Source organism: Natrinema gari JCM 14663 (assembly GCF_000337175.1).
In the GTDB taxonomy this organism is placed as follows: domain Archaea; phylum Halobacteriota; class Halobacteria; order Halobacteriales; family Natrialbaceae; genus Natrinema; species Natrinema gari.
This window is the reverse complement of sequence record NZ_AOIJ01000061.1, coordinates 146,669-165,827: the sequence shown is the minus strand read 5'-3', so window position 1 is coordinate 165,827 and position 19,159 is coordinate 146,669. Positions and strand designations below refer to the sequence as shown.

20 protein-coding genes and 1 pseudogene are annotated in these 19,159 nt (G+C 61.1%); 6 read left to right on the top strand and 15 right to left on the bottom strand.

The genetic code is table 11. The features are described from left to right. Positions 1 to 104: 104 nt before the first annotated feature. From hpt to C486_RS14960, 6 genes are all read right to left on the bottom strand, one after another. On the bottom strand, positions 105 to 674 hold the full coding sequence (hpt, locus tag C486_RS14985) for a hypoxanthine/guanine phosphoribosyltransferase (RefSeq protein WP_006186263.1): 570 nt from the start codon (positions 672 to 674) through the stop codon (positions 105 to 107). A gap of 167 nt (positions 675 to 841) precedes the next feature. Next, a complete protein-coding gene (locus C486_RS14980) occupies positions 842 to 1,480 on the bottom strand; it encodes a DUF7344 domain-containing protein (RefSeq protein WP_008457547.1) in 639 nt (212 codons plus the stop codon). Between the two features lie 115 nt (positions 1,481 to 1,595). After that, positions 1,596 to 2,768 carry a bifunctional phosphopantothenoylcysteine decarboxylase/phosphopantothenate--cysteine ligase CoaBC gene (gene coaBC / locus C486_RS14975; RefSeq protein WP_008457545.1) on the bottom strand — a complete coding sequence of 391 codons (1,173 nt, stop codon included), beginning with the start codon at positions 2,766 to 2,768 and terminating at the stop codon, positions 1,596 to 1,598. A gap of 93 nt (positions 2,769 to 2,861) precedes the next feature. Then, positions 2,862 to 3,431, bottom strand: a complete 570-nt coding sequence (locus C486_RS14970; protein WP_008457543.1) for a YqaA family protein — start codon at positions 3,429 to 3,431, stop codon at positions 2,862 to 2,864. A gap of 94 nt (positions 3,432 to 3,525) precedes the next feature. After that, positions 3,526 to 3,951: a GtrA family protein gene (locus C486_RS14965; RefSeq protein WP_008457541.1), complete on the bottom strand. Its 426-nt coding sequence runs from the start codon at positions 3,949 to 3,951 to the stop codon at positions 3,526 to 3,528. A 1-nt stretch (position 3,952) separates the two neighbouring features. Further along, positions 3,953 to 5,389, bottom strand: a complete 1,437-nt coding sequence (locus C486_RS14960; protein WP_008457539.1) for a sulfatase — start codon at positions 5,387 to 5,389, stop codon at positions 3,953 to 3,955. Positions 5,390 to 5,784: 395 nt separating this feature from the next. On the opposite strand from C486_RS14960, the gene C486_RS14955 reads away from it, so the two are divergent. The 3 genes from C486_RS14955 to C486_RS14945 all read left to right on the top strand — a co-directional run bounded on the left by C486_RS14955 (position 5,785) and on the right by C486_RS14945 (position 8,836). Then, on the top strand, positions 5,785 to 6,804 hold the full coding sequence (locus tag C486_RS14955) for a DUF1611 domain-containing protein (RefSeq protein ID WP_008457537.1): 1,020 nt from the start codon (positions 5,785 to 5,787) through the stop codon (positions 6,802 to 6,804). 1 nt (position 6,805) lies between these two features. Next, positions 6,806 to 7,858: a dipeptide epimerase gene (locus C486_RS14950; protein ID WP_008457536.1), complete on the top strand. Its 1,053-nt coding sequence runs from the start codon at positions 6,806 to 6,808 to the stop codon at positions 7,856 to 7,858. Between the two features lie 108 nt (positions 7,859 to 7,966). Next, positions 7,967 to 8,836 (top strand): hypothetical protein, encoded by an 870-nt coding sequence (locus C486_RS14945; protein WP_008457534.1) that lies wholly within the window; start codon positions 7,967 to 7,969, stop codon positions 8,834 to 8,836. A gap of 302 nt (positions 8,837 to 9,138) precedes the next feature. Here C486_RS14945 and C486_RS21785 read toward each other — a convergent pair whose 3' ends face one another. The 4 genes from C486_RS21785 to C486_RS22675 form a co-directional block, all read right to left on the bottom strand. After that, a complete protein-coding gene (locus tag C486_RS21785; protein ID WP_008457533.1) occupies positions 9,139 to 9,306 on the bottom strand; it encodes a hypothetical protein in 168 nt (55 codons plus the stop codon). A 491-nt stretch (positions 9,307 to 9,797) separates the two neighbouring features. Continuing rightward, positions 9,798 to 10,112 (bottom strand): DUF7344 domain-containing protein, encoded by a 315-nt coding sequence (locus C486_RS14940; protein ID WP_449289192.1) that lies wholly within the window; start codon positions 10,110 to 10,112, stop codon positions 9,798 to 9,800. A 299-nt stretch (positions 10,113 to 10,411) separates the two neighbouring features. Further along, positions 10,412 to 10,975 (bottom strand): metal-dependent hydrolase, encoded by a 564-nt coding sequence (locus C486_RS14935; protein ID WP_008457529.1) that lies wholly within the window; start codon positions 10,973 to 10,975, stop codon positions 10,412 to 10,414. A gap of 560 nt (positions 10,976 to 11,535) precedes the next feature. Beyond that, complete coding sequence (locus C486_RS22675) at positions 11,536 to 11,700, bottom strand: HVO_A0556 family zinc finger protein (protein WP_338042913.1); 165 nt, start codon at positions 11,698 to 11,700, stop codon at positions 11,536 to 11,538. Between the two features lie 129 nt (positions 11,701 to 11,829). Here C486_RS22675 and C486_RS20385 point away from each other — a divergent pair. Together C486_RS20385 and C486_RS14930 are read left to right on the top strand one after the other, a co-directional pair. Then, a pseudogene (locus tag C486_RS20385) lies at positions 11,830 to 11,979 on the top strand (IS5/IS1182 family transposase); the annotation flags it as partial. Positions 11,980 to 12,214: 235 nt separating this feature from the next. Beyond that, positions 12,215 to 13,444, top strand: a complete 1,230-nt coding sequence (locus C486_RS14930; protein ID WP_008457527.1) for a glycosyltransferase family 2 protein — start codon at positions 12,215 to 12,217, stop codon at positions 13,442 to 13,444. A 484-nt stretch (positions 13,445 to 13,928) separates the two neighbouring features. On the opposite strand, the gene C486_RS14925 is transcribed toward C486_RS14930, so the two are convergent. The 3 genes from C486_RS14925 to rfbB form a co-directional block, all read right to left on the bottom strand. Further along, on the bottom strand, positions 13,929 to 14,870 hold the full coding sequence (locus C486_RS14925; protein ID WP_008457525.1) for an NAD-dependent epimerase/dehydratase family protein: 942 nt from the start codon (positions 14,868 to 14,870) through the stop codon (positions 13,929 to 13,931). A gap of 715 nt (positions 14,871 to 15,585) precedes the next feature. Then, positions 15,586 to 16,038, bottom strand: coding sequence for an NUDIX domain-containing protein (locus C486_RS20380; protein WP_008457524.1), 453 nt, complete (start codon positions 16,036 to 16,038; stop codon positions 15,586 to 15,588). Beyond that, a complete protein-coding gene (gene rfbB / locus C486_RS14915) occupies positions 16,038 to 16,964 on the bottom strand; it encodes a dTDP-glucose 4,6-dehydratase (RefSeq protein WP_008457523.1) in 927 nt (308 codons plus the stop codon). Before rfbB ends, C486_RS20380 begins: the two co-directional genes overlap by 1 nt. Before the next feature lie 52 nt (positions 16,965 to 17,016). On the opposite strand from rfbB, the gene rfbD reads away from it, so the two are divergent. Further along, positions 17,017 to 17,907: a dTDP-4-dehydrorhamnose reductase gene (gene rfbD / locus C486_RS14910; protein WP_008457522.1), complete on the top strand. Its 891-nt coding sequence runs from the start codon at positions 17,017 to 17,019 to the stop codon at positions 17,905 to 17,907. Here rfbD and C486_RS14905 read toward each other — a convergent pair. Both C486_RS14905 and C486_RS14900 read right to left on the bottom strand, forming a co-directional pair. Then, entirely contained in the window at positions 17,904 to 18,083 is a 180-nt protein-coding gene (locus tag C486_RS14905) for a hypothetical protein (RefSeq protein ID WP_008457521.1), read from the bottom strand. The two genes, rfbD and C486_RS14905, sit on opposite strands and share 4 nt — an antisense overlap. Before the next feature lie 2 nt (positions 18,084 to 18,085). Then, on the bottom strand, positions 18,086 to 19,159 hold the full coding sequence (locus C486_RS14900) for a glucose-1-phosphate thymidylyltransferase (protein WP_008457519.1): 1,074 nt from the start codon (positions 19,157 to 19,159) through the stop codon (positions 18,086 to 18,088).

The window sequence follows — 19,159 nt, the reverse complement described above, 5'->3', positions numbered from 1 at the left end:
GTATGCAATTCAAATCGTGGCGACATATTCCTTGTGATAGGTATACACGACTCAGTGCGAAGGCTGGAGATACTGGTCGAAAACCGACGCGTTACCGACGCTGCTTACTGATCGCCTTCTTCGTCGATGATGACGACTTCGCCGTCGACGACATCGACGTTGATCAACGTCTTGACGTTGTAGTCGGTGTCAGCGACTTCGTTCTCCCCGCCGACCTTTTTGATGACCGCGACGGTGTCGACGACCTCCGCGCCGATCTCGTCGAGTGCGGTGAGCACCGAGGCGAGCGTGCCGCCCGTCGAGAGGACGTCGTCGAGGACGAGCACGCGCTCGCCCTCGCGTACGTCGTTGATGTACATCTCGTTCTCCGAGTAGCCCGTTTTCTGGGAGATCGCGACCTCGTCGTCGAGTCCGTACTGGCGCTTGCGGATGACCGTCAGCGGAATGTCGGTCATCAGCGAGACGGCGGTCGAAATGTGAATCCCCATCGCCGCAGGGGTAACGATCCGGTCGACCTCGTCGAGTTCCGCCTTCCGGATGATCCGAATGACGATCTCCCGCAGAAGGGTGGGGTCGAGTTTCGGGACGCCGTCGCTGATCGGATGGACGAAGTAATGATACCCGTTTTTCTCGATGATCGGCGCTTCCAGGAGCGACTGCTTCAACTGATCCATGTCGTGGGTGGGACGGTAGCGGAGTAAAAGTTGACGATACGAGCGAGCGGCCCGACAGATGCGAACGCCTCACATTCAGCATGTCGGATCAGCCGACCGTTCGGTCGGTCGAGACACCTCTCTCGTCGCCTCGAGCGCGCCAGTCGGCCGTTCCCGCACACCGACCGCTACTCGTCGGTACTGTAGCTGAGTTCCGGCGGCTGGTCGCCGTGACCGAGGCGCATGTTCCGCTCGTGGTAAATGTGTGCGACCGCGGTCAGTGTGAACGTGGCCGCGATCATGGTCGTCCACGTCAGGTTCGACAGACGGACCAGCGGATAGATCTCGAGCCAGAGCGCGGCGACGAGCGCGCAACTGATCGCACCCAAGGAGAGGTACAGTTCCCGCCACGCGAACTCCCGACCGGGAACGATCTCGAGGTAGACGCTGATGTCGTGCGTGCGCTGGGTCGCCTCGATGACGCCCCGGTCGGAGTCGAACCGGAGGATGCCGGAGTCGTCCATCTTCGGGAGGTGCGTCTGCTGAAGCGTGGTGTAGACCCGTTTTCGCTGTTCGGGCGTGACCCCCTCTAACGTCGTCTCGTACTCCCAGGCGGCGACCTGCTGGGCCAGATCGCCGAGTTCGACCGGTCGATCGTCCTGCTTGAGATACTGCAGGACGTAGCGCCGCCGCTGGTTCCGCAGGACTTCGAATATTTCACCTTTCGAGAGCGGGTCGGCAGTCTCGGCATCCCCGGTAGCGTCGTCGATCCCACCATCTCCGGTACCACTCGTATCAGTTCGCTGTCGTTGTGCCACCTCGATCACCTCGAAGCGCCGGCCAACGCCGGTAACCCCTTCCCTTCCAGTGCCGGACGTCTATCCATTATGCCGGTGGGATGAACCCCACCCATATAATTGTCCTGACGCACTCGAGCTACAATTAACTATCTGTCACGTTCGGGGACAGTACCGCCGCGATCGAGTCGGCGATTTCGCCACCCAGTCCGGCTTTCGTCCCCTCGTACCGAGCCGCGTCGCGGGCGTGGACTAGCAGGGCCTTGGTCCGCTCGGCACCCATCACGCTCGCGTCGTTCGCGACGACGAACGCGAGGTCGACCCGCTCGAGCGTGTTCCTGGCCCGTTCGATCATCGCGTCCTCGTCGCCGGAGGTCTCGGTCTTGAAGCCGACGATCGGGAGGTCGGGATGGGTCGAGCGGATCTCGTCGATCAGCTTCGGCGTCGGCTCGAGGTCGAGCGTGAGTTCCCGGCCCGAACGGATCTTCTCCGCGTTCGTGTCGACGGTGTAGTCGCTGATCGCCGCGGCGGAGACGAGCGCGTCGGCGTCCTCACAGGCCTCGCGCGTGGCGGCGAGCATGTCCTGGGCGCTCTCGACCGCGCGGACATCGGCAAAGGACACCTCGGGACCGTCGTGGACGAGCGTCACGTCCGCCCCGCGGACGTAGCAGGCCGTCGCGACGGCCCGGCCCATCTTCCCCGACGAGCGGTTCGTGATGACCCGAACGGGGTCGATCGACTCGCTGGTCGCCCCGCTCGTGACCACGACGTGTGTGCCCTCGAGCGGCCGATCACCCGCCGCGCGGGCCGTATCGCGGACGATCGCGTCCTCGCTGGCGATCTTGGCCTTCCCCTCCTCGATGCGGGGATCGACGAAGTCGACGCCCCACTCCGAGACGGTGTCGATGGCCTCGAGCACGCCGGGGTGGTCGTACATCGGTTCGTGCATGGCGGGTGCGATCACGATCGGCGTGTCGGCACCCAGTGCGGTCGTCGCGCACGTGGTCACGGGCGTATCGTCGACGGCACCGGCGATCTTGCCGACGGTGTTGGCCGTCGCGGGCGCGATCAGGAGCACGTCCGCCCAGCCGTCGTAGCCACAGAGGTCGACGTGTTCGACGCCGCCCGTGATCTCCGTGACGACCGCGTTCTCGGTCGCGAACTCGACGGCCCAGGGGTGGACGATCCCCTGTGCGCTGTCGGACATCACCCCGCGAACCGCGGCACCTTGCCGTCGCAGTTCGTGGGCCAGTTCGACCGTCTTGACGGCGGCGATCGAGCCGGTCACACCGAGTGCGACATTGACTCCCTCAAGCATTCACCGCTGACTTGACGCGTGGTCGGTTTATCAGTACCGGCGTCGGCAGCCGTCCCCGTCGGTCGGCCGCGTCGCGGGCGCTCGGCGAGTGCGTCAGAACACCGTCACGAGGCCCCCGAAGAGACCGAGCGTCACGAGGAATCGGCCGAGGCTTCCGACGAACGTCGCCAGCGCGAATTTCGGGTAATCCGTCTCGAGGACGGCGAAGGCGTAGATCGAGATCGTATCGGGAAAGAACGGAACCGAGAGGGCGAGCGCGAGTCCCCCGTAGCCGTACCGTTGAGCCAATTGGACGGTGCGGTTCTCCGACCACGCCAGGATGTCCCACCGGGACCGGCGTAGCCACCGCGTTATCGGTCCCGAGTGTTTGACCTCCTGTCCGAGGTGGAACGCGAACACGCTGCCGGCCATCTTTCCGGCCGCGCTGACGAGCATGATACTCGAGAGCCGCAGCCAGGGGGGCAGGCCGATCTCGAGCGGCGCGACGAGAACGACCTCGCTGGGGCCCGGCAGGACGAACGCGATCAAAAACGAGTAGACGAAGACGATTCCCATCCCACCCCACCCGGTCGCGGACTCGACGATCGCCTCGCCGCTGCCGACGAGGAACCCGTCCAGCACTTCGAGCACGAGCAGCGATGGGATCGAGAGTATGCCGTTCATGAGTGATCAGCTGAGTGAACGTTCAACGCGCCGTCGGACGATCGAGCAGCCGTTCGTTGCGGCGGGACATGGCCGAGAGGGACTGTGCCGAACATCACGACCCCCACGTCCATCGTGCGTCGAGGACGTACCGATACACGCCACTGAGCGCGATAGCCATCCCGTTGGCGAGCAGGTACGGCAGGTGGACCCACTCGACGAAGCCAAAGAGGACGCCGAGTTGGATCGGAATCGCCGTCCCGCGGACGACGTTCGTCTTGAGCAAGCCGACGAGATACTCGATGGTCCCGGTGTTCTGTGAGGCCTCGAAGGTCCACGCGTTGTTGAGCACGTACGAAAGGACGATCGTGATCTCGATGGCGATCACCGCCCCGAGCAGATAATGGAGTCCGGCGCTGTCGACGAACGCCCAGAGCAACCCCATCTGTACTCCCGCGGCCACGATCCCGACGATCACGAACCGGCGCAGTTGGCGCGCGAACGGGCCGTCGACGAGACTGCGAAGGAACGATCGGATCATGCTAGCGGTAGCCGAGTGCCGACAACCGTGCCTCGAGGTCCTCGTCGACGGCCTCGTCGTCGGCCGTCGCCTCGTCGTCGCGGTCCCGAAGCGTGTTCGCATGTGCCGTCGCGACCGGCGCGAGCGATTCGATCACGTCCCGCTGTTCGGACGTCGGCTCCGTCGCGAGGTTCGTTTGCTGTCGCGGATCGTCGGGTCGATAGTACAGTTCGGGTTCCTCGGTGGCGACGTTTTCGATGTAGGTCCAGTCTCGATTGCGGACGCTGACGAGGAGGTCACCGTCCGTGAGCGAGCGCGGAATCGGTTGGGCGGTCACCGAGTCGTCCCGGACCGTGACCGAGACGACCGGGTCGTCGGCGGGCGACTCGTCCCCGACGACGCTGGGGACGAGCGTGTCGCCGGTCCACGACGCCGGGGCCGCGACATCCAGCAGGTCGGTCACCGTCGGGGGGATCGAATCGAGTCCGACCTGTCCCTCGACTCGGCTCCCCTCGGCACCGGGAACGTCGACGATGAGCGGGACCCGAATCAGTTCGTCGTACAACTTCGGATAGTGGGCGAGATGGCCGTGTTCCTGGAACTCCTCGCCGTGGTCCCCCGCCAGAACGACCGCGGTGTCGTCGGCGAGGTCGTTCGCCGAGAGCGTCTCGAGGAGTCGCCCGATGCTCGCGTCGACCTGTCGAACCGCCGCCTGATAGAGCGTTCGAAGGTCCGAGAGGGTGCGATCGCTGACGCCCAGCCCCAGTCCGGTCCGGGTGTGGGCGAGCAACATTCTGTGGGTCCCGACCCGATCGTCCGAGACCTCGCGGATGTAACGCGGGGCGGGGACGTACGGCGTGTGGGCGTCCATGTAGTGGACCCAGAGGAAGAACGGCGACGATGTCTCCTCGACGAACTCGCTTGCGGCGTGCTCGACATCGAACAGCCGGGACGTGTCCAGGAACGGCCGGTCGTCGGTCTCGCCCCGGAGCCACGAACCCGCGCGGCGGATCGGCGAGGCGGCCAACTGGAGCCAGGCCTCGACGGTCGGATGCGTCGCGAGATAGCGGCTGTAGACGCTCGAGCCGACGTTCGCGACGAACGAGTCGAACTCGTCGAACCCGTCGTCGTACCCCCAGTGGGTCGTGAGAAAGCCGTTCGCGGCGTTGAACCCGCCGGTCGCGACGCCCGCGTCCGAGACGGTTTCCGCGAGCGTGGGGGACTCCTCGACCCCGATCCGTCCGTCGTCGGCGAACACGGGCCGCGAGGAGAGGATCGACGGGAACGAAAAGGGCGTCCAGTTACCGGTCGCGAAGGCCCGGTCGAAGACGGTCCCGCGGTCAGCGAGGGAATCCATGACCGGCGTGTGGCGGCCGCTTTCGTACGGACCGATCGCGTCCGCCCGCAGCGAGTCGACCGTGACGAGCACGACGTTCGAAACCGATGTGTCGGATGTCATCTCTTTCCAGCACTCCCGTCGAGCAATGTCAGTTCGACGTACTGTTACGGTCCCACTGAGCGATGCCGACAGAACCGCCGCGAATCGGCCCCGTACCGACTCGTTCGAACTGGTGGAACACGAAGTTGTGGTCGAATCGGGTGGTAACCGGAATGAGGGTTTCGGTATCTTCGAGATAGTAATATTGTATTGACATTATTCGCTCTCGAATAGCCGTTCTATTTTTGATTTACTGGTCCGTGAACAGCATCGTCCGCTATGCGTCGTTCCCCGCCGATCGCGCCGATCGCTTCTCCCCGTCGGCCGACACTGATCAGTTGTCGAGCCGAGAGATCCCGGTGCTTGACCGGACTAGCCGCCAATAGTATAAGTGATCGCTCCATCTCTCTCCGGGTATGCGTGTCGCAATTCTCGCACACGAGAAGTTCCCCGACCGAGCCAAGACAGCACTCGGCGTCCTCCGGTACGCCGATCACGATGCCGTCGCCGTCCTCGATCGAGCGAACGACGGCCGACACGTCGCGGACCTCGTTCCCGATGTCCAGGACGCGCCGATCGTCTCCGGGATGGCCGACCTCGAGCCCGACGCCGTCGACACCCTGCTGATCGGGATCGCGCCGATCGGCGGCGGCTTCGACGAGAGCTGGCGCGAGGACGTGCGGACGGCCCTCGAGTACGGCTGTGACGTGATTTCGGGATTGCACTATTTCCTTGCGGAAGACGAGGAGTTCGCCCGGCTGGCGGCCGACAACGACTGTGAGATTCGCGACGTTCGGAACCCGCCGGCCGATCTCACGGTTGCCGATGGCATCGCCGACCAGGTCGACGCCGAGGTGATCCTCACCGTCGGCACCGACTGTTCGGTCGGCAAGATGACGACGACGATGGAACTCGCCCGCGACGCCCGCGCGGCCGGCCACGACGCCGCCGTCATCCCGACCGGCCAGACCGGGATCATGATCGAGGGCTGGGGCACGCCGATCGATCGCGTCGTCAGCGACTTCACCGCGGGCGCGGTCGAGGAGATGATTCTCGAAAAGGGCGACGACCACGACTACCTGTTCGTCGAGGGCCAGGGCAGCATCATCCACCCGGCGTACTCGGCGGTCACGCTCGGTATCCTCCACGGGTCGATGGCCGACACACTCGTGCTCTGTCACAACGCCGACCAGGACGCGATCCACGGCTACGAATCGGTCGCACTGCCGTCGCTGCGGACCTATATCGATCTCTACGAGAGCATCGCCGCGCCGGTCGCGGACAGTCGCGTCGTCGCCGGCGCGCTCAACACGTCCGGCCTCGAGAGCGACGAGCGAGCCCGCGAGGCCGTCGACGAGTACGCCGACGCGCTCGGCCGCCCCGCGACCGACGTGATCCGCTTTGGCACCGACGAGTTGCTCGAGGTGCTGTGCTGAGATGGCCCTCGAGACCGCCGTCGAACGGCGCTCGCTCCCCCTCGAGTTCCCGTTCGGGATCGCCCGGGGAACGACGACCGAGACCGAAGTGCTCTTCGTCCGGATCGAAGCCGACGACGGCACAACGGGCCTCGGCGCTGCCGCACCGGCGACCCACTACGGCGAGACCGCCGACACCGTCGCGGCCGTCCTGCCCGACCTCCTCGCGGTCGTCGAGGACGTCGGCGATCCCCACCAACTCGAGCGGATCGAACGGCGCATGCGCGACACGGTCCGGCGGAATCCGGCCGCGCGGACCGCAGTGAGCATCGCCCTCCACGACCTCGTCGCGAAACGGGTCGCGGTCCCGCTGTACCGGTACTGGGGACTCGATCCCGACGACGCCCCCGCAACGTCCTACACCATCGGGCTGGACGACCTCGCAACGATGCGCGAGAAGACCGAGACGGCCGTCGATCGAGGGTACGACACGCTGAAAGTCAAACTCGGCACCGACCGCGATCTCGAGATCGTGCGGACGATCCGGTCGGTCGCGCCCGACGTTCGACTGTTCGTCGACGCGAACGAGGCCTGGACGCCCCGCGAAGCGGTCGCGAAGATCGACCGACTCGCCGAGTTCGACCTCGCGTTCGTCGAACAGCCGGTCCCGGCCGAGGACCCCGAGGGGCTCCGGTTCGTCTTCGAGCGGTCGGCGCTGCCGATCGCCGCCGACGAGTCGTGTATCACGCTCGCGGACATTCCCCGAATCGCCGACCGCTGTGACATCGCGAACCTGAAACTGATGAAATGCGGCGGCCTGCGGGAAGCCAGGCGGATGATCAGTACCGCTCGCGCCCACGGCCTCGAAGTGATGTGTGGCTGTATGACCGAATCCAACGCCTCGATCGCGGCGGCCTGTCACCTCGCGCCGCTGCTCGACTACGCCGATCTCGACGGCTCGCTGCTTCTGGCCGACGATCCCGCCGACGGCGTGCCGATGCCCGATGGCCGGATCGAACTCGCCGACCTCGAGCGTCCGGGAACGGGTGCCGTCCTCGAGTCGGCACGCGACTGACGCGGCGGGACGGCGCGACCGGCCCCTCGAAAACTGTCGGCTGCGGGCGACTCTCAGTCCGAGCGGCAACGGGGTTTCATACCGCCGGTCGATGTGGATCGTGCTGGGATGGACGACAGTAACGGCAAGCGAAACGTGTCTCGACGGGCACTGCTCCGGGCATCGGCCGGGACGGTCGCACTTTCCGGCGTCGGCAGCGTACACGCCACCGGGGACGCCGCAGGCGCGTCGCAGTTCGACGACGACTGTCCGGAAGCCACCCTCGAGCCCAGCATGACCGACTGCGAGGGGACGACTATGGAGGGCTGTGCGGACGATCACCCGGCGACGACCGCCCTTCGATCGTCGGTGACCGACGCCCTCGAGACGCAGTATCCCGACGTGGACGCGCTGCTCGACGCGGGGTACAAACCGTACTTCGACACGCTCGAGACGGGCGACGACAGCTGGTCACACTGGCTCAGCCCCGCGTTCATCGGCGACGACGACCTGCTGGACCCGACCCGGCCGGAGTCGGTCCTCGTCGACAACGAGTCGTGGCGGTCCCTCGGCGTCATGTTCATCGCGACGGACGAGGGGGAGCCGGTCGAGCCGCCGGCGGTGTACGGCGCGGACGACGACGAACAACGGTGTTCGCCGTGGCACGCCCACACCGGCCTTCCCGGCCGGTTCGCGTGGTGGTTCTATCAGCAGACCTACGAGCAGTCGTCCGGGGACGACAGCCTCGAGTTCCCCTGCCGGACGCCCTGTATGCTCCACGTCTGGCGGGTCGACCACCCCGAAAGCGTCTACGCACACGATGCACCCCCTGAGGAGTACCGCGACCTGCCACCCGCGGACGAGCCCGAGTTCGATACCGATGCGGTCCCCGGCGAAGACGACCTCGACTGGACCGCGCTGCCGGACGCGATCGTCCCCGATCGGCTGCCCGCCGATCTCTCCCCGACCGCCCCCGTCGGGCTCGAGTTCGGCCGCTAACGGTCGCCCCGCGACCGCGCACCGAGACACCTCGGGAACGTGGCGCGCCGACGACTGCCCGCTGGTGGGCAGCAGCCGAGACCGCACGAAATCCGCCGCTCGAGCGAGCGAGGCCGCTCGAGTCGCCGAGATTCGCCGCAAAAACTGCGCGCCACCGATTCGACTGCGTCGATCCCTCATCCCCGACCCGAGACCCGCTTTCGGACCGACCGCACGGCAACCGCTGTCGGATGGGTGGTTGTGGTGGGTTCGAACGGCAAGGCCGACCGGTCGGCTGCCCGCCGGGACTCGCGGCCGAGCCCCTAGTCCTCGCGGTGGACGAGCGCGGGCGGCACCGAACAGCCACAGGGACTGACCGACGCCGTCATCGGGCCGGACACGGTGAGGAACGCGATCCGCTGCCCACAGCGCGGACAGTCGGGCGGTGCCGACGACGCGGCGTCGTCACTCGCCGCCCGGTCGCTACCCATCGCAACCACCGCTCGCACGCCGAGCTAACATCACAGCTACTCGCGTCGGGCGATTCTGCTGTCGTGCGGGACGTTTATATCCCGGTAGAATGTACGCAATCATGCTTGCAATCCCCGCGCCGGGGTTTGGAAGCGAAGTCTCGGGTGGTTCCAGCACCCGGGACGTTTCGATACGTCCCCTGCTTCTGGAGACCCGCTTCCGTTCTAATCGTTGTCCTATACTAACTTATATCTACTGTTACTTCCGTGAAAGCGAGTCCCGTCCGTTGGGCGGATCGGTTCCCCCCTCGAGCGGGTGACGTACGCCTCACTCAGCCATCGGCCGAACAGTCCGAAGTGGTGCGAGCGTCCCACCTACCTTCCGCATACCACAACACGAGGAATCCGATAGCCATTGCGAGGAATACCGAGTTCGAGATGCACTCTCGAGCCGTTATTTCAGTGCCACCGAATCGTGTTGGCAGTCGCTCGCAGTCAGCACTCGCCCAACGTTATAACCAGTCATCCGGGAGTTCGTCCTGATGAGCTTCAATCATCTCCAACAGCGGCCTGATGTCGTCGAACTTCGGCCCCTTCGTTACCTCGTGGTTGTCCCTGTCCCAATTGATGAACCCGTAGTCCTCCAACAGCGGCAAGTGCGTATGTTCCATCTCGATGAGCAACCTCGTCGCTTCCGTATCGACCGTCTCGATATCGCCAGTGTAGAGTTTCGATTCGTCCTCCGGATTGTGAGATAGCATGTGGACTAACAACCGACGGCGTCGAACATTCACAACCGATCGGAAAAATTCATCTATATTGGACATATGTCCTTATCATTCCGCAACCACTTAAGCAGCAAACATATTCACGCGGAATAATTGTTTTGATTAACCGGGAAACAGCGGACACATGTCTCCGGACGGCCGCGTCGTCCCCGAATACGTCCCAACCGGAACAGCGTCGTCACCCGCGCCACCGCGGCGCAGGTTGCGGGTTCTCGAACCCACCGAGTCACGCGACCGAGGTAGCACGACCGACAAGGGCGACTGGAGCCACCGCGCTGGACCGGCGTCGACGGGCCCGAACAACCCCACGGCCCAGCCAGAAGTAGATTGAGCTGCGATCAATCACCAGCTACGGTGCTTCCGATGTACTCGAGCCTGCGGCGCACAGCACCGAGTCCGGGTGTCCCATCATGGTACCAGACAATGAGCGCGACGAGGACTAATCCCAATTGGACCCCCTCGTACCACCCCATCGAGTACCGCAGGAAGCCGTCGAGAAGGCTGTCGGGCGAGTGGTACGCTGGCGGCTCGAGAACAGGCCAGAATAGAAACGTCGTTGCCGAGAAATCCTGCGAGAGGAGGACGGACGGCGGAATATCGGAGAGTAAATGTGAAAGCTGTCCGATGGCGAACGCAGGGCCGATAGCAGGCCGATCAACGCGATAGGCGAGCAAGGCGACAGTTGGGAGGAGGAGTGCAGCGACGAACACTGAGTGGGAGAACGTTCTCCCGGCGGGGAGAACTCCGAACGACCACGCGAGCGGTTTATCGATCAGGTCTGGAAACTGCGATCCAATCGTGAGGACGATCAGCGGACCTGTGCGTGGTCTGCGGCCGTCGCGGCGATGCGTATAGATCGTGTACAACAGGTACGCAACGGCGAGGTGTCCCCAGGGCCACATCGACTCGGACTTTCAGGGGAAGTCCCAAAGGCGTATCGTTCACAGGAGCGCAGTCTGTGCAGGTCCACCGGGAATGGATGGCGAACACGGCACAGGCATAGTGTCACAGGCGTCGTCTCCTCCAATTGGTCATGACGGTGCTTGCACCGCTGACGTGTGATCCAGGTCGTATCTTGACACGGTCAGCATGTCAGTGCTATTGAGGCGAACGATAGCCTGTTCTGCTAGTATCGGGTGGCCACCAATGCTACAATAGTACGATTCACAGATGTTCGTGGCGGGAGCTGTCTCTGTCGGATAACTAGTACGTCTCCGCTCCGAGACAATGCTCCCCATCATTTCGAGATCGGGACCCGAAGTCACTAGCCAGACAGGCCCGATCTCGAGCCGTCCTCTGGAACTCACCAGAGGGAACTCAGCGTCGGCCTTCCGGCTGACGGGGCCGACGATACTGCTCATCGCGAAGTCGGTTTGGGCTACCGCTCGAGTCAGCTTCAACACTCATCTAGCTAGCCTTGGATCACCGCGTACGACTGCCAATCGATGAACGAGTTACGCTATTACCAGAGTTGCGCAGCGGGCGTTTCACAGCCCTCGCAAATAACTGCCCGATTCCCCTTGTAGCTGCCCGACATGAGGCTGCCGTCATCGCAGAAAGAACAGGGTCGACCTGTCAGTTCATCAATCAATTTATGACGATCATCCGTCGTCTCAACGTTTTGCATTCCTGATTGAGACATTCAATTTCATCACCATATACTTACCGGCCTCAGATCAATTCAGCTAAAGAGAAAGAGCGATGATCGCTATTGAGTTCTACGTATTGGTATTAACAGGTATGGCCGAATCGGGCCTCTCAGCGCTGGATGACCGAGACTTCGGATTCGGCACCGAAGCGCTCGCTCGACGATGCCGTGCGAGCACTCGGCTGGTATCGGCAGTTCCGTGAAACTGTCTTGATGTTCGCCACCAGCAACAGCGAATCACTTTGTGAGACGCTGTAGCCGCGACGCAGCATCTATTCAACGGAACATAATTTACAATAATAGTGAGCCTCTTCTTGCTGATGTGCAACTCATACCTTCTTTGTTATTGCTTTGTGACGAAATTCCCTCACCCCAGTCATACGCTCCTAAAATATATCTCAACTTGAGAATATGACTATGATAATCTCGAGTGAGAATACTTATATGGTACTACAAGCAGGTATCAGTACGAATCAATTTACATAGCTTACAAATGTCCACTCAGCAGAACTCACAACTCTCGGAGCCCTCCGAAGCAGGGGAAGATGGAACTGTACTCCGACATCAGTCTGCCGATGACTTCCTCCTCGATCAGGATTCCGACCTCGAGCCCGAATTGACCGTCGTTATGCCGACGCTGAACGAAGAAGATGGCATTGGGCAGTGTCTCAACTGGATCAAAGAAGCAATCGAAGAGCTGCAGATACCAACTGAAATCATCATCAGCGACAGTTCGACTGATCGGACGCCGGAGATCGCCCGCGAACACGGGGCGATCGTCGTCGAACCTGACCAGGGAGGGTACGGGTACGCCTATCGGTACGCGTTCGAGCGTGCTCGTGGTGACTACATTGCGATGGGGGACGCTGACACGACGTACGACTTCCGAGAAATTCCTCGGCTGCTCGCCGAACTCGAGGATACCGGCGCAGATATGGTGATGGGAAGTCGCCTCGACGGCGAGATCAAGCCCGGTGCAATGCCGACGCTTCACCAGTACATCGGGAATCCGATGCTGACGAGGTTCCTGAACCTATTCTACGGTGCTGGTGTGAGCGATTCACATAGTGGCTTCCGGATCTTTACGCAGGCGGCCTATGAGACAATGGATCTGGAGACGACGGGGATGGAATTTGCCAGCGAGATGATCATGGAAGCCGGCGCTCAGGGTCTTGAAATCGCGGAGACGCCGATCATCTACCACGAACGCGAGGGTGAAGAGACCCTCGAGAGTTTCAAGGACGGGTGGCGACACGTCCGCTTCATGCTGGTGAACGCGCCCGGCTATCTGTTCTCAGTGCCAGGGCTCCTGCTTGGCCTCGTCGGAATGGCCGTCATGGGGATCGCCGCCACTGGAGTGTCACTCGGTGGTGTAACGCTTGGAATTCACTCGCTGATCGCCGGGAGTCTGTTGACGATCGTCGGCTATCAGATCGGCAGTCTGGGAGTGTTCGCAGCTGTGGCGAGCGATCCGATTCGGCAACCCGCGGATCCGATCACGGACTGGGTGACGAATTCGCTGTCGCTTGAACACGGTGCGACGGCCGGGCTGGCGGTATTCGGCGTCGGTAGTGTGTACGCGGGCACGTTGATCTATCAATGGATCTCGAGTGGGTTTGCGACCCTCTCGTTCACCATGAGTGCACTCATTGCGTTCACAGCAATCGTCATCGGACTTCAGACGGTCTTCTCGTCGTTCTTCCTGAGTGCTGTGAATCGGTGACATCCTCTCCACCCTACTCGCTCACGGCTGGTGCTGCTTGCTCCGTGAGGGTGGTGTTCCTGTGTCGCTGACGTGCTGTGCAGGAGCCGAAGTAGTCCCCATAGTGAGTGAGTCTCCACAGGCGTTGATTCGGGACAGTTCGTCCTTACCTGCCCGTCTTCGCGCGTGAGTTTGAATCCATCCGCGGTATGCACGTTCTCGATAGTGCCGCTGGCGATCGTGTCGAGGATCGCAGCCTCGAGTGCGGAGTGGACGGACTCCGTCTGCTCGTCAGGGCAGGCAACGCTGCGTTTGGCTTGTCGAACGTTCCATGGGTGGCGAGCAGGCGATCAACCCGATCGACAAGCGGTTTCTCGGCATGCACCGGTGGAGCGGACCGGGTGTCTTTCAGGATCAAGCCCCGATACGGGTCACAGAGACGAACTGGTTTCCCGATAGTGACCGTTCCTGTAAGAAACACAGTTGCTAGAGCAGACTGTTCTGCCTACTGGTGAGTCGAAGCTGCTGCGTCGGTATATTGCGAACAGACCCGCTGTATTCCCTCTTCGAAGTCGATCTCAGGTTCCCACCCGGTTGCCTCACGCATCGTCGACGAATCGGCACAGGTGTCGTGGACGTACACCGAGTCGGGAATGGGGTTTTCGATGTATTCGGGTTCAACGTCGGTCCCCAGTTCCTCGTTGAGCATGTCGACGACCATATTGAAACTGTAGGCGTTGCCTGTCCCGAGATTGTAGATGCCAGTGAGCTCGTGGTCGGCCGCGAGCTCGAGCCCGCGGACGATGTCGGAGACGTGGGTGAAGTCTCGCGTCTGCGTGCCGTCGCCATAGAGGACCGGCGCGTCGTCGTTGGCGATGTCGTCGGCGAACTGCGCGATCACGTTGGCGTACTCGCCTTTGTGTTCTTCGGCACCGCCGTAGCCCTGATATACCGAGAAGAAGCGCATGCCAGCGACGGTCATGTCGTAGTGGTTCGCGAAGTACTCGCCGTAGCGTTCGCGGGCGAGTTTGGAGGCCTCGTACCCCGTGTTGACGCTGACGTCCATGTCGACCGGAGACGGCTCCGTTCGACTGCCATAAATTGAGGATGTCGACGCATAGACAACCGTCTCACAGCCGTCTTCGCGGGCCTGCTCGACCACGTTGACGAATCCCTCGACGTTGACTCGAGCGCCTTTGGTGGGGTCTTCTTCGTGCATCGCATAGGAGGAAAGCGCTGCGAGGTGGAAGACGACGTCCACGTCCGTTGGGAGGTCGTCCTCGAGGACGCTGTGCGTCCGATAGTCGACAGCTGCCTCGAGGTTCGTGGGTGTGCCGAGGTACTCATTGTCGATTGCGACGACATCGTTGTCCGCCGCGAGATGATTCGCCAAATTTGAGCCGATAAACCCTGCACCACCCGTGATCAGGATTTGTTTGTTCTGCATGTCAGCATGACGGGGTTCCACCTATGAGAACACTGTGGTTTTTCGAGGCACGGATTTTCGAATCACACGATCGGTCGTTCGCTCCGGAAAACAGAGCGGTCGGTGTTACCAGTAGTGCGCCGGGAGTCTTACACGAATCCCAGATAACGGCTGTGTTACCCTTATATTCCCCTCAAACGAGTTCCCCCTCGCCGCAGAACGTACAGTCCGTTCCCTCGAGTGCGGCGACCGGCAAGTTCTCCGCGGCTTCATGTTACCTCTGTTGCATATCATGTAAGTTGCTCTCTCACAGCATAACAAACCCCCTNAGTGCGGCGACCGGCAAGTTCTCCGCGGCTTCATGTTACCTCTGTTGCATATCATGTAAGTTGCTCTCTCACAGCATAACAAACCCCCTACCGCCGAGGACGAAACCGACAGCCGTAGTGCAGTTCACCTGCTCTGTTACCAGTGAAGTTCGGACGCAGGGGACGGCTGGTGTCAGGCAACAGACCCCCGAGTCCCGCTCGTCAGTACTCGAGCGGTCCGAGGCGCTCCATCTAGTTCGAGAGGCTTGCTTACGTTCCGTTGGGCGCAGTCGGTTCTTCCCGACTGTTCGGAAACGGCGACGGCAGGCACGGGGCTGTGTGAACGACGATGAAGTACGTCTCGACGGACTGGGATCAAATCGGGAAGGTGTTTCGTGAGCGCGGTCCTCAGTAGTCCAAGCGCTGTCTTAGAGGTCGTCAAGATGTTGTTCAACGTATGGATGAAGGTCGTTGAACGGCGGCTGGAAGACATCAAGCGCGCTGTATTGGTCGTCGCCAGAGAGATCTGGGTTGTCGTGTTCAAGATGGCAGCGATACGCGGTCGCCACGTAGTGTTTCGAGTCAACACCCTCAATCTCAGAGATATCATAAAAGTGCTCGTAGGTTCCAAGACACTCGCCAATGACGACAGGTTCTCCGAGTTCTTCTTTGGCAACGCGGTGGGCAGCCTCAGTCCGGGCTTCATTCTTCAATAACGTTCCACCGGGCACGAACCATTCTCCTTTGGCGGGTTCGTTTTCGCGTTTGCCCAAGAGAATACCGCCATCACGTTCGACGACGATGTCAACGGAGACGAGTGGAACGTTCTCTACGATTGCCTGCCACTCGGACGGCGGGATTGGTTTCTCTTCGGCAGGCATCAGTCCAAGTAGTACTCGACGGTTCGTTCGAGACCCTCTTCGAACGTGTATTCCGTTTCCCAGCCGAGGGATTCGATTTTCTCGGTTTCGAGTGCGTAGCGCTGGTCGTGGCCGGCACGATCCTCGACGAACTCGATCAGGGCATCGTCTGCCCCGATGGCATCCAGAATCGCTTCGGTGACTTCAAAGTTCGTCTTCTCCGCGTGGCTCCCGATGTTATAAATCTCTCCTACTTCCCCCTTCCGGAGGACCATGTCGAGTGCTCGGCAGTTATCCTCTACGTAGATCCACTCGCGGACGTTCGACCCATCGCCGTAGATAGGAAGGGTCTCACCGGCGGCCGCGTTCTGGATGAATTTCGGGATGAGCTTCTCGGGGTGCTGACGGGGACCGAAGTTATTGCACGTCCGCGTAATGAGGACAGGAAGGTCGTGAGTCGTCTGGAAGCTCTGTGCGAGGAGGTCTGCACCTGCCTTCGTCGCCGAATAGGGGTTCCGGGGATTGAGTGGGTCGTCCTCGGAGAACTTTCCGTCGAGGATCTGGCCGTACACCTCGTCGGTCGAGATCTGGAGGAAGCACTCGATATTTGCCTCGTTGGCGGCGTCGAGGAGGGTCTGGGTGCCCTGGACGTTCGTCGTGACGAAGGGTTTCGCACCTTCGATTGACCGGTCTACGTGAGATTCCGCCGCGAAGTTGACGATTGCATCGACGTCGGAAACGAGGTCCGTGACGAGATCGCGGTCGCGTATGTCACCTTCGACGAACTCGTGGCGTGGGTCGTCAAGAACGCCATCGAGGTTATCCTTCGAACCCGCATACGTCAACGCGTCCAGTGTGATCACTTCGTCGTTCTCGTGTTCGTCAAGGACGTAGTGGACGAAGTTTGATCCGATGAATCCAGCACCGCCAGTGACGAGAATTCGCATGTTATGACCTTATTCGCAGTACCTATTTACATTACTGTCGGAACACTACGGTATGCAACTCCTCGTCGTCGGTGCGAACGGTCTCCTTGGCAGTAACGTCGTACGTGCAAGTCAACAACGCGGGTGGGACGTTTATGGTACTTATCACTCAACGCAACCGACGTTCCACATTCCACTCAAGCAGTTCGATCTCCGAGAATACGATTCGTTTGGCGACATCCTTACCGAACACGACCCAGACGTGGTCATCAACTGTGCCGCGATGACGGATGTCGATAGCTGCGAAACGAATCCGGAACAAGCCTATGTACTCAACGGCGACGCACCAGGTGGGCTGGCCGCTCACTGTGACGCTAACGGCGTTGAATTCGTTCACATTTCGACGGACTATGTCTTCGATGGGACGGAACGTGAGCCGTATAGTGAGTCGGCAGATACGAATGCAGTACAGGTGTACGGCGAGTCGAAGCTAGCTGGCGAGCAGGCGGTCATCGAAGAAACTACAGACGCGCTCGTGGCTCGGCTCTCGTTTGTTTGGGGTATCCATTGCAGTAGCAACGATCTCACGGGGTTTCCGGCGTGGGTTCGTGATCAACTCCAGTCCGATCAAGACATACCTCTATTCACGGATCAATGGGTGACACCAACGCGTGCTGGCCAGGCCGCCAAAATACTGCTTGATCTGGTTGAACAGGATGCCACTGGTCTCTTCCATATCACGTGTTCGTCGTGCGTCACCCCTTACGAGTTTGGGGAAGTGATTGCTGATCGCATCGACAGCAGCGAGGAATTGCTTAGTGAGGGATCGATAGACGATGTAGAACGAGATGCGACGCGACCGACGCACAGCTGCCTTGACGTTGAAAAGGTGGAATCAGAGCTTGGTCGTCCCCAGCCAACGTTGCGCGAGGATGTCGAAACTGTCTGGGGTGCGTTGCGTTAGGTCTGGTAGCGGTTCCGGTTTTTGAGGAAGTGTTCGCGTGCGTCCTCGGGGAGGTCCTCGAAGCGGAGAACTTCCTGACAGCCGAGTCCCGGGCACTTCATCACGCGGTTATTTTCGAGTTCATTCGCTGCAACGACGGTGCCACAGGCCGGACAGAGGTGAGTGATGATGCGCATCGTTAGAGTTTGAGTTGGGAGTTCTCACCGACGACGAGTCGGCGGCCCTCTGGAAGGAGGTCGTCCGCGCTCTCGACGTTGGCGTTGCGTCCGAGTAAGCTATCGGCAATACGGCCGTTGGCGGTGATTTCAGAGTCGCCGATGACGACGCTATTCTCGATGTGGATATCCTCCAATGTGGAGTTCGCGCCAATTGACGTATACGGACCAACGTACGTCCCGCTCTTGATAGTCGTGTTCGCCGCAATGGAGACGGGTCCCCGTACAACAGCACCCTCTTCGATAACTGCAGAGTCCGCGAGTTCGATGCGGCCGTCGGTCTCCGCGCCGTCCTCAACAACGCCTGCTGTGTTCAGATCCTTATCTTCGAGCACAAGACGGTTTGCTTCCAGAATATCCACGGGTTTTCCGGTGTCCTTCCACCAGCCAGTAACGACGTGAGAGTCGATTTCGTAGTCGTCTTCGAGAAGATCCTGGATAGCATCTGTGATTTCGAGCTCGCCACGCCACGACGGTTCGAGATCGTCGATGGCGTTGAAGACCGCAGGTGAGAAGACATACATCCCGATTAGCGCGAGATTTGTCGGCGGCTCGTCGGGTTTCTCGATGAGCTCCGTGACGTTGCCCTCCTCATCAACATCCGCGATGCCGAAGGCCTGTGGATTATCCACCTCTTGGAGGGCAATTCCTGCCCTGTAGTCACCTGCCTCGAAATTCTCAACGAGATCGGTGACGCCGGATTTCAGGATGTTATCTCCGAGGTACATTACGAAGTCATCGTCACCGACGAAGTCTCGGGCACATCCAGCTGCATGTGCGAGTCCGAGCGGGTTACCTTGGACGATGTAGGTGATATCCACACCGTACTTCGAACCATCCCCAAGAAGTTCTTGGATCTCTTCGCGGCCTTTGTTCCCGAGAATAACGCCGATTTCGGTGATGTCGGCCTCTTTTAGATCCTCGATTGCATATTCGAGGACTGGCTTATTTGCGACCGGGACAAGCTGCTTCGGACCAGTGTGGGTGATGGGACGAAGCCGAGAGCCCGTCCCACCCGAGAGAAGTACGCCTTTCAT